The organism is Robbsia andropogonis, from assembly GCF_034047095.1.
GTDB classification, from domain to species: Bacteria; Pseudomonadota; Gammaproteobacteria; order Burkholderiales; family Burkholderiaceae; genus Robbsia; species Robbsia andropogonis.
The window spans coordinates 308,321-324,181 of record NZ_CP139170.1 but is presented as its reverse complement, the minus strand read 5'-3'; the positions used below and the strand labels follow the sequence as shown (position 1 = coordinate 324,181).

Sequence of the window (15,861 nt, the reverse complement as noted above, 5' to 3'; positions counted from 1 at the left end):
CCGTTACTCCTTGGCCATTTTCACGGCGCATACCCTGCCGTGCGGTCCGGTTTTCTCGCCCGTTGCCCATGCACGAAACACGATGCTTCTTGCTTAGGAACGCACTACCGCGAGGTGTTCCGAACTCTTTTCACGCAAAACCCAACAATGTCATCCGCACCGGAAAAAAAAACCCGAGGCGATGGCGGATCATGTAATAAGACAGGGAATTATTCCCGATCAATCGTCCGCATAAGTTTAAAAATTCTATCAAATAGTTAATAATTGCCAACCGATAAATTGTAACGACTTCGATACACTTACAAATCAAAAGAAATGAATGACTAGTGCTTTTGACCATTGAAAACCCTAGTACATTCATGGGGAAGCGCCCTGATACATGCGTTTGTTTATACAATTGATCACACTTTCGTACCAATTAGTATTTTTGTCACGATATGTATCAGCTGCAACAAATCATGTTTGTGCGACAAAGCGGTAATACCAAACCGTATTACAAGTAAAAAGCCATGGGAATCGGCCGATTTTTCCGTATCTTCAGACAGCATGTCTCACGCACGTTGAAGCGAAAGCGCTTTTCTGGCACGAAATCTGCCCGGCACAAATGCATATACAAACGTTTGTTTTTGAGGTGATGCACTAAACGGAAAATGCTATCCGATCGTCTCTGGATCGGTCGCAGTTGTGTCGGCGCGCAATGTCCGGACATGACGTCGTACAACCTCGATCGGTATCGAAAACAGGGGCGGACGACATCAGGTTTTTGCTCCCACGAAAGGCGGCTGACGCGACGATCCGCAACGGCGTTTTCCTGAAGATGCCGCGCTTGACCCGTGACCGGCGAAACGGCCCCTTCTCGAACCGTATCATCTTATGCTCTCGCATTGCGCCGCGACGGGAGCCCGACGCCTTCACGCCGCACGCTGTAACGGCCGATTGCCCCTCTATAACTGGCCCGTCACCCGGTGCCGCTTTTCTCGCGCGCCTGCTTACATTCGGTAAAAACCCCGATTCTGTTTCTTTGTTATATTTTTTTAAGACAAAGATATATCGACCCATCCGGGCGCATCGATGCAGCCGTGACACCGGATCCAACGGACAATTGACGATGCCTACTATGCCGAAGACACCAAACGCCCCATCGGACGACGATCGCAAGAAAATATTGGTACTTGACCAGAGCGGCGTCATGGGCGGGGCCGAATTGTCACTACTCGAAGTCTGCAAACGCGTGCGTAGCGCATGCGATGTCGTACTGTTCGCCGATGGTCCATTCCGCGAACGGCTTCAAGAAGTGGGCGTCAGCGTCTCGATCCTGGGTGACAGCACGCTGAACAATATGAAAAAGGAAGGCGGCCGCGCGTTGTCATTTGGCACCGTCAAGTCGGCATTGCGCCTTTCCTGGCAATTGGTCAAGCAGGCACGCACGCGTCAGCTCGTGTACGCAAACACGCAAAAAGCCATGGTCATCGGTGCGGTGGTGGGCTTCCTCGCGCGTCGCCCGGTGGTTTGGCATCTGCGCGATATCGTCTCGGCCGATCATTTCGGCCCTGACCGACTGCGCGTGATTCAACTGTGCTCAAAGCTGTTCCTGACGCATGTGATCGCCAATTCCAAAGCCTCCGCCGACGCCTGGCTTGCCTTGACGAAGCTGCCGCGCGACCGCGTCAGCGTGGTTTATAACGGCATCGATGCCGCGCCGTTTGACACCGTCGACGCCACGCCGCGTGCGGAATTGCGCGCACGCTTCAACCTGCCCCCGGATGCGTTCCTGGTAGGCACGTTCAGCCGATTGGCACAGTGGAAGGGGCAGCATGTGCTGCTTGACGCGGTGGCACGCACGCCGAATGCACACGCCGTGCTCGTCGGCGCCGCGCTTTTCGGTGAAGATGCGTACGAAGCCCAGTTAAAGGCACAAGCGCAACGTCTTGGCATTGCCGACCGCGTGCACTTCCTCGGTTTCCAGCGCGACGTACCGGCACTGATGAGTGCAATGGACGTCATTGCGCATACCTCGATTGCACCGGAGCCGTTTGGCCGTGTGATCGTCGAAGCGATGTTGGCGCGGCGGCCGATCGTGGCCGCAGCCGCGGGAGGGGCGCTCGAGATCCTTACCCAGGGTCAGGACGGCATCCTGATAGAACCCAATCGCGCCGACCTGCTCGCCGAGCAGATCGAAAAGCTTCGCACGGCGCCGGAACTGTCCCACGACCTGGTCGCCCGGGCCTATACCAGCGCACGCGCGCGATTTGATCCCGATGTGTATTGCCGGAATGTCATGAAAAAGCTGGAAGTGGTCGGAGGCTTTCTGCTACCTGAAGACCCGTTGCCAGCGGCGACATCCGTGGCCGCACAGGCGGCCCATGCCGCGTCCGCGGCACAGTCGTCGTCGCCCCCCTTCGCGACGGAGGGCGCCACGTTGCACCGCGCGACCTTTGCACCCAATGGCGGGCAGCCGGCACGGCCAGCCACGCAAGCGGTCAATGCCGCCGGAACAGGCACGACGCCGGTCAATGCGGCCAAGGCCGCTATTCGGCGATGATCGGACTCACGCGATGGATACGGCGACCGCTGACGCAGCGCCAGTGCGCCATCGTGCCGAGTCAGGCAGGCGCCCACAGCGCCATACACGGTGACACCGGACCGGCCGCCCGCCCCGCCACCACGCGCAAGCACACGATCTCCGACGCCGCCCCGGTAAAGGTGGCCTCCGCAGGTGCCCGCATCCCTTCGCTGGACGGTCTCCGCGCCATCTCGATCTGCCTTGTCCTGATTAGTCATTTCATGGGCACGGTGCAAGCGGACGGCGCATTCATCCGCCTATTCACGCGGCTATTCGGTAACGATGGTTTCGGTGTGCTGGTGTTTTTCGTGATCAGCGGCTTCCTGATCACGCGCCTGCTGATCGCGGAAGATGATCGAGGCCATGTGTCAATGAGCGATTTCTATCGCCGTCGTTTTTTCCGCATCGCGCCCGTGGCATTGCTATATATCGCTGTCGTGGCGATTTTACGCATCGTCGATGTGATCGATATCACCTGGGCGTCCCTGTTACGAGGCTTGTTTTTCCTCAAGGATTACGATTCGCTGTTTGCCGATGCACGCTTGAAAGCAGGCAATTGGTTCGTAGGCCATATGTGGTCACTGAGCATCGAAGAACAGTTCTACCTGATCTGGCCGTTTATTTTTCTTGCGTTGAACCGCCGCCACGCAAAATGGTTCGCCCTCGCCGTCATCGTCAACGGCCCGTTCATCCGGGTGGCGCAATACGCGGCATTCGACCATCTGCATCTGTTCGTCTATTTCATGCTCCACACACGGATGGACAGCTTGATGATGGGATGCTTCATCGCGCTCTGCTATCACGAGGCGTGGTTCGAACGTGCGCTGGAAACCGCGTTTCGCTGGCGCCTGCCGATTGTGGCCATCGTCTACGCGCTCCTGATCTCGCCGTTCATCACCGCTTATCTGGGAGGTAAATACCAACTCACCGTGGGCTGGTCGCTGGAGAATCTGTGCGTGGCCATGATGCTGTTGTGGGTCGTGCGCCGCCCCGAGACGCCGCTGGGGCGATTCCTGAACCTCCGATGGATAGCCGGTCTCGGCGCGCTGTCGTACAGCCTCTACATCTGGCAGCAGATGTTCCTGACCCCCAACAACCACACATGGAGCGGTCAGGCGCCGATCAACCTCATCGTGGTCTTTATCGTGGCGCTGTGTTCGTATCACGGGTTCGAGAAACCCATGATACGTCTCGGCCGTGCCCTGGGTCGCCGGCATCATGCGCCACAGGTCGCGCCAAATACGATTGATCGCTGAAACGCATTGTGGCAGGCGATGGAACGAATGCGGCGAGACCCATTACACGTTCGCAGCAAGCCGTCATTGAAATAGCCAAGAAAAGACGAGCGGCCTATTCTTAGGCGCCACCATTACCCGTGGCATGCCTACGCATTCATTGGATCAATGCACGCCGTACCGCATACGCTTCGCGTTACGTCGGCAGTACTGCAAAACAGTACGAGAAGATAAATAATGCCGTCAACTGCAGCGACAACAGCGCAGGATAACCCGACCATTGCTTTTGAACGCGCGAATAATGCGCAACTGCGGCCGGAAACGTACACTGGCGACTTCAATGCTGAAGCGCAAGGCTAACACGATACCCCACGCAAACGCTCGATCAAAGTGATAGCACGGATCGTCATCGATTAACAAGGCACAGGCCGGGATCGATTAGGCAGGGCCCACACGCTCTGCACCAGGCTCGCCCCCCCTCTGGCAGGTTGCTTTGAGAAACTTATTTCGAATGGAATAGGCCTCGCATTTATAAGACTATTCACCACGCACGATGCATCACTCTTTATCTAGCATTCGTACCACCCCCCTAAATAAGGAGCGATCATGTCAATCTTCCCTGCCAAAATATTCTTGCGACCAACAATGCGTTTGACCATGCTTGCAGGTCTTATCGTGGTTTCAGCAAAGGCGTCAGCAATCATCATCAGCGACGATGTTTTTATAAAAAACGGCGGTCACCTCGACAACATAGCCGGGACGATCAATACGGCGATGGCACCGATGGTTGCAAAAAGCAAAGAAGCCCAATTCGATGCCGTCGGACATCTTGGCAATTGCACCGCTACCTGGATTGGCGACTCTTCGGATAAAGCCCTTTCCTTTATCCTTACTGCCGCACACTGCGTCGAAGGCGATCGATCAAAAGCGACCGGAAGCATCAGCCGAAACTTCACCGATCGTCATGGGACGGTGACGGCGGGCGGTGAGGGAACGTTCTATCTCGGGCTTTATCGCACCAACAAACCAGCGGGCTTTGGCGGCGCATCGACGGATATCGCGTTGCTGGCTTTGCCAAAGCATGCGGATATCGTGGGTGAGGACGGCAAGCCCGTAGCGCCGCCGGTACTTTACGACGGGAAGAGCGAAAGAGGTAATTCCATCTGGTACGTTGGTTATGGAAGCTGGGGCGTGGGCAAAACGGGCAGCAGTGGCAGCTACAAGTGTTTACTTAATGCGTGTCGCGCCTCTGGCACGTCCAAGATCGACAGAATTTTCGAGGCCGAACACGGCATTGGCGCGAGCTTCAATCCTAAGATAGGCGGCGAATTCTGGTCGAGATTGGCGCCAGGAGACAGCGGCTCCGCATGGTGGCAGCGTCACGATAACCGATGGGCGATCGTCGGGGTTACAAACGGTGGCAATGACATTTTCTCAACCGCTGCGCGTGCTTCGAAATATGTCGAGTGGATCCGTACTGTCTATCCTCAGGTACGCGTGGCGTCGCACGATACGCTGATGCTGACGTCCCGCGGCGAGGAGCGTACGGCCAATCTTGCGCTGGAGGCTGCGTACGGCAATGTTGCCTACGTGATTCCATCACAACCGCATGTGCAAGGCCCATCCACCATGAAATGGGGGTATGAGAATACGCAAACAACGCTCACCGTGACGATGACAGAAACCGCATCCAAACTCCCTGAATCGGTGAAACTACGCGCGTCGCGTTACATCGGCTGTTCCGGCTTGTGGTACGAGATCAACAACGCCGTCAACTGCTACAACAATAGAGCCGGATATCTGACCATTGCTTTTGAACGTGCGGACAATAAACACCTGCGCCCGGGAACCTACACCGCGGACTTCGATATCGAGGCGCGAGGCTGGCACGATGCCTCCTACAAACGTGCCATCAAAGTGATGGCACGAATCGTTGTGGAGTAATTGAGACGCCCCCTTGTCGCCCGATTGGGTGGGTAAGGAATCACCCGCTAAGTCAATACGTCCTGCCGGGGGTACAAATAAAAACCCGCTATTGCAACGCAATGCGACAATAGCGGGTCGGATCACCTTGCAGCACGTCGCGCATCACGCAAATACTTCGGCCTCGCCCAAAACCTTGCCCGCTTGGTCCTTTGCCGCCAGCAACGGAGTGACGCCTTCCGGCAGCGGCCATTTCACGCCCACGCTCGCATCGCTCCACAGCAGGCTGCGTTCGAATTCCGGGTACCAGTAATCGGTCGTCTTGTATAGAAACTCCGCCGACTCCGACACCACGACAAAGCCATGCGCGAAACCTTCCGGAACCCATAGCTGCCGCTTGTTCTCGGCCGACAACGTGACGCCAGTCCACTTGCCGAAGGTCGGCGACCCCTTACGCATATCGACGGCAACATCGAATACCTCGCCCGCCACCACCCTTACCAGCTTGCCTTGCGGATGCTGAATCTGGTAATGCAGGCCACGCAGCACATGCTGCGCCGACTTCGAATGATTGTCCTGGACGAACTGCACGTCACGCCCGATCGCCTCGACGAACTCGCGGTGATTGAAGCTCTCATAGAAAAAACCACGCGCATCACCGAACGACTTCGGCTCGATGATCTTGACGTCCGGGATCTCGGTCTGGGTTACGGTGATCGGCATATCAGAATGGCTCCGTCAGCAACGATTGGAGGTACTTGCCATACGCGTTCTTCATCAACGGCTTGGCCAGCGCTTCGAGCTTTCCAGCATCGATCCACTTCGCACGGAAGGCGATCTCCTCCGGACACGCGACCACCGTACCCTGCCGCTTCTGCAGCGTTGCGATAAACGCGCTGGCATCCAGCAAGGAGTCGTGGGTACCGGTATCAAGCCAGGCAAAACCACGCCCCATGATCTGCACGTTCAGCTTGCCGTCGGCGAGGTAACGCGAGTTGACATCGGTGATTTCCAGCTCGCCGCGCGGCGATGGCTTGATATCGGCTGCGATATCGCATACCTGGTTATCGTAGAAATACAAGCCCGTCACCGCGTAGTTCGACTTCGGATGCGTCGGCTTCTCTTCGATCGACAGCGCCTTGAATTGCTCGTCGAAAGCGACCACGCCGTAACGTTCCGGGTCGGTCACGCGATAGGCGAAAACCGTCGCGCCGTCGTCCTGCTTATTCGACGCCACCAATTGCTTGACCAGGTCGTGACCGTAGAAGATGTTGTCCCCCAGGATCAGCGCCGATGGGTCGTTGCCGATGAAATCCTTGCCGATGATGAACGCTTGCGCCAGGCCGTCCGGCGATGGCTGCACCGCATATTGCAGGTTCAGACCCCACTGGCTGCCGTCGCCGAGCATGGCCTCGAAACGCGGTGTGTCTTGCGGCGTCGAGATGATCAGAATGTCGCGGATGCCACCGAGCATCAGCGTCGACAACGGATAATAGATCATCGGTTTGTCGTAGACCGGCAGCAACTGCTTCGATACGACGTGCGTGATGGGGTGCAGCCGGGTACCCGAGCCGCCTGCCAGAATGATGCCTTTACGTGCCATCGCGGCCTCCTTGTGGGCGCTGTGTCGCTTCCGCGCGCCGCGTCTTTGATCGCGGCCGCGGTAGGTATGGGGTTTCGCAGGGTGCTACTGCCTTACATGCGTGCGGGGCAAGGCACCGTTGCCGGACGCCTCGCCGCGATATCACGACCGGACGGCGTAGTTCGTTTCCACCCAGTTCCGATACTCGCCGGACATCACATTCTCGACCCACGGTTGATTGTCGAGATACCACCGCACGGTCGCTTCGATACCGGTCTCGAACGTCTGTGCCGGACGCCAGCCCAGCTCACGCTCGATCTTGCGTGCATCAATGGCATAACGGCGATCGTGCCCCGGACGATCCTTGACGAAGGTCACCTGATCCTTATATGAACCCGACGCCTTCGGCTTGATCTTATCCAGCAACGCGCAGATTGTCTGGACCACATCCAGATTCGTCTTCTCGTTCCAGCCACCCACGTTGTACACCTCGCCCGGCGTGCCTTTCTCCACCACGGCACGGATTGCCGAACAATGGTCGCCCACATACAGCCAGTCGCGAATGTTGCTGCCGTCACCGTAGATCGGCAGCGGCTTGCCGGCCAACGCGTTCGCGATGATCAGCGGGATCAGCTTCTCCGGGAACTGATACGGGCCGTAATTGTTCGAACAGTTCGTCGTCAACACGGGCATGCCGTACGTATGATGGTAGGCCCGCACCAGATGATCGGAGCCGGCCTTCGACGCCGAGTAAGGACTGTTCGGCTGGTACGGCGTGGTTTCGGTGAACGCCGGATCCGTCGGGCTCAAGGAGCCATAGACTTCGTCGGTGGACACATGCAGGAAGCGGAAATTGGTCTTGGCATCGCCTTCCAGCGTGGACCAGTACGCACGTGCCGCTTCCAGCAGCGTGAACGTCCCGACAACATTGGTCTGAACGAACGCGCCGGGGCCGTGGATCGATCGATCCACGTGGCTTTCCGCAGCAAAATGCACGACCGCGCGCGGCCGGTGTTCGGCGAATAACGTGTCCAGCGCTTCGCGATTCAGGATATCCGTGTGCGAGAACACGTGCGCCGGATTGTCCTGCAGCGACGCCAAGGTCGCCGGATTGCCCGCATAGGTCAACGCGTCGACGTTGACGATCGGTTCGCTGGAGGCCTTGAACCAGTCAAGGACGAAATTGGCGCCGATGAAGCCGGCTCCGCCGGTGACGAGAAGCATAGCGAATCCTTAATGTAAGGGCTTTAGTATATTCAAGAAAAAACCACGACCGCGGCGATGTCACGCATCGCACGCATTGCACATTCAGGGCTCGGTGGCATGGTGCGCGGCAAACAGACAGACATACATGTCTTTCAGAAACGCGCGCCCACCGAGCCCCGCTTGCTGCTTCGATCGATAGCCACGCGTCAGCACCATCGTGCCAACGCTCGCCAATCGCTGCCAACGCGGTACGGCGGCGCTATAAACTGCGGCGCGACGCGTGAGACTGGCGGACAACCGCCGATAATAGTCGGCGGCACGTCGCGCATTATCGCGCAATTCAGGCATTGTCACGGAATCGAACACGGCCGCCCGTTGTGCCGAGCATTTGGCCATCAACAGATACTGCGCCTGACCCGCCGATAATGTCCGCTTCATGTTTTCGCGTCGGTTGCGGCTCGCCGGCGCGCCAACGGTATTCGTCTCATGCTGCCGATAGAGCGCCAGCTTCTGCGGGATCGCAACCAGCCGGCCTAACGCGGTGCCCATCGCCCAGGCCCACTCATCATGTGACATCGTCTCGGTCGGCCAGGTATGGTCGGTGGGACGCTCGGTCACGTCGAAGGCGGTAAAGACCACGCGACGGACCAGCGCACACATGCCGAACAGCAAGTACCAGGGATCGGGCTGCATCGCCTCGTACGTGCCTTCGTAGGCCCAATGCCTGGCGTTGGCAGCCGGCAACGGCGCCAGCGCCTGATTCACCACCTCCACATTATGCATGGCCACCATGACGGTCGGATCGTCGAACACCGGGGCCATTACCGCCAGCTTGTCCTCGGTCCACACGTCGTCCTGGTCGCAAAACGCGATCACCTCGCCGCGGCACAAGCTGATCGCCTTGAAGAAGTTGCCCCGATAGCCCAGCCGCGCCACATTTTTCTCATAACGCACCTCGAACGGCGCGGTTTCCGCGAACCGCGCGACCACGCCACCGGTCAGATCGTCCGGACTGTCATCGGTGACCACCACCTCGCGTGGCAACATCGTCTGCCGGGCGATGCTTTCAAGCTGCTCGAGAATGTACTGCTCGCCCTTGTACGCGGCCAACGCCACCGAAATGTCGGCGGTCTGCTTTAAGGTGTTCATTGCTTGGTCCATTGCATTCCCCTCAACCGGCGCCTCTTGCACGCCAACCCAGGCGACCCGCGATCTTCGACGTCACCGTGCGCAACCGCTCCTCGACATACCAGGCCCACACCAGCGAAATCACGGTCAACACCACCCCGGTTACCGCCGTCAGCACCAACGAATGCACGGTCAAATCCGCCACCACATAGGACACGATCAACAATGCAATGGCCGGGAGAATCTTCCGTACCATTTCCCAACTGGTTTTTGCCGCCCAGAACAGCAGCATCCCATCAATCAGCACGCGCAGGCTCCATGCAGTCGCGGCACCCGTCAGGCCGAAGTAGTGCGTGAACGCATACAGAATACCGAGGAACGGCAACAACTCGACCACGTGAAAAATCGCGATCACATTCGGCCTGCCCACTGCCTGCAGATAGGTGGACGGGATAAATGCCAGGCTGTTGATCCAGACACCCAACATGATGATCCGACCGATCGGGGCCGACGCCATCGCGAAATCCGGGTTGACCCATACCGACATGAACGGCTCCAGCACGAACAGTCCGAACACGACGCAAGGCGTCATGAACGCCGACAAGGCTTGCGCCGTCTGCACGAAAAAGCGCGCCGAATCCGTCTGCTGCAGCGCCGACATTCGCGGGAAAATCGTTCGTGCGACAACCCCGGGAATGATCCGCAAACGAATCGCCAACGTGTATGGCACGTTGTAATAGGCAACGGATTTCGTGCCGAGCAAACTGCCGATCAGGAAGCGATCAGACGACTCCAGCAGCGGACTGGCCAGGTTGGTCAACGTCACCCACGCGCCATACCCGAACAGTTCACGCCCGAGCTTCATGCTCGGCCGACCGCGCAACCGCAGCGGAAATTGAAAGATGTTCGTGATGAACAACAGCACGATGGCTGTCGACCCGGCAATGATTGTCGCCGGAATCATATAGTTCATCTTGACGCCGAAGGCAAACGACGCCGCCAGCGGCAAGGTCTGGAACAGGAAGGTATTGAACACCTGCACCCCGTTCAACACTCCGAATCGTTCGCGGCCCTCCAGGCAACCGGTCAAGGCACCGCTGATCGTCGTGACCGGCACCGATGCCGCGATCCACGGCATCACCGCCATCACTTCGCTCTTCAACTCCGGGTCTATCTTGAAAAACCGCACCATCAAGGTCTCGCCGAGGATATAAAGGACGACCGCCCCCACCAATCCGAACAGCGTGTTCAACAGCAGGGCCGTCCAGAAGACCGATTCGCGCTCCTTGTCGGTCGCGTCACCCAGCTTCGCGACCTGGTTCGCCGTTGCCCGCGACAAGCCAAAATCAAAGAACCCGAAATAGCCCTGCAACATCCAGACGATAGTCAGCAAGCCATAGCGGGCGCTGCCCACATGGTGCAGATACATTGGGACCGTGATCAACGAGACCGCGATGGGGAGCACGCTTCCCATCAAGTTGTACAGCGAGTTGCGTCTCAGATTCCCTGCCATGCTCTGTATTCTCCGGATGCCCGCGTGCGGCGCACGTCAGTCCTGTTTCCTCATTGCTGCGCCGGGCGCGCGTCCCCGTCAGGGGCGTCAGGGGTGCCAGCGATACATCATTACCTTGCTACGCGCGTCTTCCTCGACAAACACCACATACTCGCCGTTCGCCCGCTTCGTCGCGCTGATCCCTTGTGTCAGGTCGACCCAGCCGGAGACGTTCCCCACGTCCGCGCCAGGTCCCATCGTTCCCACTTCCTTGCCGCTGCGCAGATCGAACACATGCACCTTCGCCGTCACCGATTCCGCGGTGAACAGGTAATCGCCCGCCACCGACATCGCGATGGTGGAGACCAGCGGCTTGGCCGCGGGGCTCCACGGCAAGTCGATGGTGAAACGCGCCTTGCGATTTCCTTTCGACCAGTTGTCGTACCGGGCGAACACGGTTCCCGCTTCCTTCCACAACTTCGGATCGGCTGGCTTGTCCGCCGTGTAGCCGGTCACATACAGCGTGTCACCGACGGCGTCGTACTGCACCCGCTGAATCCGCGTGAACGGTGCGGGGACAGCCACGTTCTGCGCGTGATCGTATTGATAGATCGGCGCGCCATGGGCATCCAGGCCGCCGTAGGCATAGCGCCGGACACCATCGGGCCCCATCGCCGCCCAGACGTCCCCTTTTTCGTCGATCCACCATCCGGCACAGCCGGCGCGGTCATTGCCGGGGTCACTCTGATATTCGTCGGCGCTGAAATGCCCGTCACCGTTCGCGTCGCGCCAGATCCAGCCGCCGCTCTTGCCGCCCGAGCCCTTGGCCGGCTGACCCGGTGGCGCACCGTTGTTGGCATGCCCACGGGAAATGACCGTGGCGGGCGTCGCGATGATGCCACCGTCCTGACCCAATCGATACACCGACAATTGCGACGAGTACATGTCCGTCAGCGCGAGGAAGGGCTTACCGCCGAGGCGCACCACTTCCATTGCGGTCATGAACGGATGCTTTGCCTGCAAGCGCGGGTCATCGGTGTACTTGAAACGGTCGACGGTGATGCCGTCGAAGCGCCCTTCCTTCCCGGACGGCCGGTCATAGTCCATCTCGTAACGCCCGGACTGCGTGTAGACGTGCGTCTGATCGTTTGGATCGGCTACCGCCACGTCGGCGAAGGTAAGCCCTTGCACCTGCCAGTTCTGCTTCTGCCACCCATTACCCGATGGCGCATAGCTTTGGAGTTGCGACCCCAGCGTTGCCGCACCGTCCGGTCCCCGGCCGTTCATCGACACATAGAGATTGCCTTTCGCATCAGTCGATACACCGGTCAAACCATTGAACCGCAACGGGCCGGCCTGCCCGGCCGGGGCGGACAGCATGCCGCCCTTCACGCCGACCGGTGCCATCGCCTCATACTTGCCGTCGTCTCCCTTCCCATAGACAAGAATCTGCTGGGCCGGGCCGTTGTCGGCCAACAGCAAGCGATGCTGCTGGTCCACGTGCAGATCCACCGGCTCGACGTCATCGGCCAGCGACGGGATGGTTGGCAACGGTTTCCCGTCGGCAGTGAAATGCAGCACCGTGGGATCACCCAGCACTTCCGGTGTCGGCGATGTCGCGTTCGGCGCTACACCACCCGACTCGCCATCACCTGCCGTCCTTTGTCGTGCCGCCAGCGCCATCATCCGTGGACGGCGCACGTGTGGCGGATTCGAGCCGGTCCACTGCTTGCCAGCCTCGGTGATAACCCAGACACTGTTGTCCGACGGATCAACGGCAATGCGCCCCGGACTATCGACATGCCACTCGCGCTGCTTCGCCATTGTCTCGGCATCCAGCGCGATAATCTTGTTGTCGGTTGCATCCGAGACAAACAGCGTTGATTCCGTTGCGGCAAGACCGGTGACGTTGCCGCTCTGATCCGTCGTCTCGCTGATCAAGGCAAAACTGTTCTGCATTGCGCTGAGCCGATTGCCACGACCAGTGGCAAACGCCGCACCGGTGTTCAATTGCCTTAGCGGACGACGCGTGACGCCGTACCAGAAATGTCCCTTCTGCGGAAAGTTGCCCAGCGTCGGCCCCGACCCCGGACTGCCGATGCCGGCGCCGGTGTAGAGATAGCGGCTGTTTCCGGCAATCGCGATACCGCCCGCATTACCCGATCCATGGGTATGGTCCCCACTCATCACGACGCGGCCATCGCGATAAGCGGTCACCTCTCTGCCACCCTCATCCCAGATCGTATTGGAATAGACCGTGCCATCCGGCGAGACATAGATCGAGGCGATATTGTTTTGCACCCAACCGTCGCGCCCCGGAAACGTATTGCCGATCCACGATGTCTTTACCTTCAACGTCCCGCCCGCGCCATCACCCGCCGCGGATTGCGAAAACGCGTTCGGCATGCCGCTGACCCCGAAGACGGTGGCCAAGGCCATGGACAGCAGGGTAGGCACGACAAAGCGCGTCGTCGACGCGCTCCGGCGAAGCGTGGTCGTGTGTTTCGGTGTCGGCAACGTCATAGACGGTTCTTCTCCATGCAGGCTGGCGCGGTGATTCGACGACGCATCAGCCGGTCGCCGAGTCGCCGGTTTCTTCAAATCCACCACCACGGTGTCACAACACGCAGCGTCTTGCGCAACATGAATTTGTAGCGGTTCTTGCCCGAGTGATATCCCTTCGCGTCGGCGCCGCGTACCCCGATCAATTCCGGGGTCGCACGCAAACGGCACGGTCCCTTGAAGCCGCGGGCATCCAGGCGGCGGCGGACAAGATGCTCGGCCACCACCAACCCATCGGGGCTATCGATCAGTTCGTGATAAACCTGATCAAGATACTGGTCCCAGCCCTGCGGCGTCCAGGCCACGAGATACAGATCCATCCAACCCTTCTTCGGATAGTCGCGATAGTTGCAATAGACCTTGAACTCATTCGGTGCACTGTCGATGATCTGACGCAGATTCGCGACGATATAGCGCCCGGTGATTTTCCATATGGCGGTTTGCGTTGGCGAGGTACCGCGAATGAAGCGTGAATTCTCCATAGCGTACTGGATAAGCTTGAACTCGCCATAGCCGCGGCCATTGGAGGGTGGAAAGTCGTTGCCGAAGAAACTCAGAAACTCGACATTGTCCTGCGCGCCGTGCTCGGCAACCACTTTCTGCAACTCGGTCAAGTCGGACCCCGAGTTCTCGCAGAACACCAGGCGCTCGTTCGACTTCATCTGCGACAAGTAGAACGACAATGCCTTCGCATATTCGCGCAGGCGCGCCTCGGGATCGATGTGCCGCAGGTTGTCGATGCCACGCAGCGGATTGATCGTCGCGGTCAACAACAAGATCTGTTCGTTATGCTTGTCTTTCATCGTCCCAATCCTTTTGCCAATGATGCAAACAGCGATAGCTGCTGCACCGCTATACGCTGCCAAGAGAAACGCTCGCATGTCTGCAGGGCTGCAAGATGGAGACGTTGCCAGAGCGCATCGTCCTCTATAAGCCGGGTGAATGCCGCCACGAGCTGCGCCGCGTTACGCGCCTCCACCAGCAAGCCATTCCGTTCATCGGAGATGTATTCGGTAGGCCCCGGTATTCGCGAGCAGACCGGCACCAGACCACTTGCCATTGCCTCCACGCCCACGAGGGAAAAGCCCTCGCTGATCGACGTCAGTCCCAGAATGCCATAACCATCCAATAACTCCGGCAACGCATGATTCTGATACCTCGGGATAACCGCTATTCGCGCATGAAGGGCAGCGGGGTAATCTTTCAGTATGCCGTCGATGCCGGTCTTGTCACCGGTGCCGATAAAAGCAATACGTATGTCTGGATAACGTTGCATCACCTGCAAGGTTGCCGCTTTGAAATACGTGATGCCTTTACGAAAAATATTACTGCCGATGAAGGCGATATGGCGCGGTGCCACGTCCTTCATTGCCGGATCGGTGGACGACGCGGCGCTATCCACGTGCATGGCGGTCGAAGTTACCGCCGCTTTCGTCTGCAATGCGGTAAGCGTTGCAGCGGCGCGTTGCACGAACACCGTGTCCACGCCATTTTCCACCAGAATCGCACGGTCGCGCCGCACGCCCAGTTTCGTGACGGCATACTCGCGATCGGCCTGATTCAGAAACAGCCCCGCATCCGCATGACGGAACGACATCGCGACTTCCCATAAGCGATATCCTCCATGATAGATAGGATACTTCCAGGATTTTTTCTGTTCGCCCTTTTTACAATTTTCAACAAATTGCTCGTGTACCACATGCTCCAGACCGTGACTGCGCGTGACGCTGACGGTGTGTTTGCGCCAGCCGAAACGCTTCAGCATATTGACGATCCAGCCATCACCGGACGAGAGGTCCAGCACCTCGTATTCCGGATGCCGCATCACATGAAACAGGACATGCCAGGGAAATAAAATCGCACCGAATCGCGAAGCATGTTTTCCCAGGCTATCGAACGTGAAGAGGTCGACCTCGTGACCTTGTTCGCGAAACGCCTCCGCGAGCTTCCAGGTGACGCCGGCAGCACCCGCATGCTTGTCCAGCGTGTGATGGATCGACATCAGGATTTTCATACCAATGCATCCGACGGATGGCTGGTCGCGGATCTACCGCCCCCTCCACCGTGGTTCGGCTCCTGTCCCGCAATCAATGATGCTTCCTTCGAGACGGATGCCCGCGTCGACGCCGCGTCGATCTCCGGCGCGTCCGGTGTCGAGGTTGCCGCGCGC

12 protein-coding genes are annotated in these 15,861 nt (G+C 58.6%); 4 read left to right on the top strand and 8 right to left on the bottom strand.

The features are described 5' to 3' along the window. Positions 1-1,117: 1,117 nt before the first annotated feature. From SJQ66_RS14960 to SJQ66_RS14945, 4 genes are all read left to right on the top strand, one after another. Positions 1,118-2,542, top strand: a complete 1,425-nt coding sequence (locus tag SJQ66_RS14960) for a glycosyltransferase family 4 protein (protein ID WP_320534960.1) — start codon at positions 1,118-1,120, stop codon at positions 2,540-2,542. Next, entirely contained in the window at positions 2,539-3,819 is a 1,281-nt protein-coding gene (locus tag SJQ66_RS14955; RefSeq protein WP_320534959.1) for an acyltransferase family protein, read from the top strand. Before SJQ66_RS14960 ends, SJQ66_RS14955 begins: the two co-directional genes overlap by 4 nt. A gap of 216 nt (positions 3,820-4,035) precedes the next feature. Continuing rightward, positions 4,036-4,158 (top strand): hypothetical protein, encoded by a 123-nt coding sequence (locus SJQ66_RS14950; protein WP_320534958.1) that lies wholly within the window; start codon positions 4,036-4,038, stop codon positions 4,156-4,158. A gap of 246 nt (positions 4,159-4,404) precedes the next feature. Further along, positions 4,405-5,742, top strand: a complete 1,338-nt coding sequence (locus SJQ66_RS14945) for a trypsin-like serine peptidase (RefSeq protein ID WP_320534957.1) — start codon at positions 4,405-4,407, stop codon at positions 5,740-5,742. Positions 5,743-5,886: 144 nt separating this feature from the next. Here the strand turns inward: SJQ66_RS14945 and rfbC are convergent, their stop codons facing one another. From rfbC to SJQ66_RS14905, 8 genes are all read right to left on the bottom strand, one after another. Further along, a complete protein-coding gene (gene rfbC, locus SJQ66_RS14940) occupies positions 5,887-6,444 on the bottom strand; it encodes a dTDP-4-dehydrorhamnose 3,5-epimerase (protein WP_320534956.1) in 558 nt (185 codons plus the stop codon). Position 6,445: 1 nt separating this feature from the next. Further along, positions 6,446-7,324 carry a glucose-1-phosphate thymidylyltransferase RfbA gene (rfbA, locus tag SJQ66_RS14935; protein WP_253463652.1) on the bottom strand — a complete coding sequence of 293 codons (879 nt, stop codon included), beginning with the start codon at positions 7,322-7,324 and terminating at the stop codon, positions 6,446-6,448. Positions 7,325-7,465: 141 nt separating this feature from the next. Then, positions 7,466-8,527 carry a dTDP-glucose 4,6-dehydratase gene (gene rfbB / locus SJQ66_RS14930; protein ID WP_253463654.1) on the bottom strand — a complete coding sequence of 354 codons (1,062 nt, stop codon included), beginning with the start codon at positions 8,525-8,527 and terminating at the stop codon, positions 7,466-7,468. An 84-nt stretch (positions 8,528-8,611) separates the two neighbouring features. Continuing rightward, positions 8,612-9,658: a glycosyltransferase gene (locus tag SJQ66_RS14925; protein ID WP_253463656.1), complete on the bottom strand. Its 1,047-nt coding sequence runs from the start codon at positions 9,656-9,658 to the stop codon at positions 8,612-8,614. Positions 9,659-9,680: 22 nt separating this feature from the next. Further along, complete coding sequence (locus tag SJQ66_RS14920; RefSeq protein WP_052738169.1) at positions 9,681-11,150, bottom strand: flippase; 1,470 nt, start codon at positions 11,148-11,150, stop codon at positions 9,681-9,683. Between the two features lie 87 nt (positions 11,151-11,237). Further along, the gene (locus SJQ66_RS14915) at positions 11,238-13,652 is read right to left on the bottom strand and encodes an NHL repeat-containing protein (RefSeq protein ID WP_052738170.1); all 2,415 of its coding nucleotides are present in this window, start codon (positions 13,650-13,652) and stop codon (positions 11,238-11,240) included. 74 nt (positions 13,653-13,726) lie between these two features. Next, on the bottom strand, positions 13,727-14,494 hold the full coding sequence (locus SJQ66_RS14910; protein WP_024903609.1) for a hypothetical protein: 768 nt from the start codon (positions 14,492-14,494) through the stop codon (positions 13,727-13,729). After that, positions 14,491-15,705 (bottom strand): glycosyltransferase family 4 protein, encoded by a 1,215-nt coding sequence (locus tag SJQ66_RS14905; RefSeq protein ID WP_320534955.1) that lies wholly within the window; start codon positions 15,703-15,705, stop codon positions 14,491-14,493. Before SJQ66_RS14905 ends, SJQ66_RS14910 begins: the two co-directional genes overlap by 4 nt. Between the last annotated feature and the right edge of the window lie 156 nt (positions 15,706-15,861).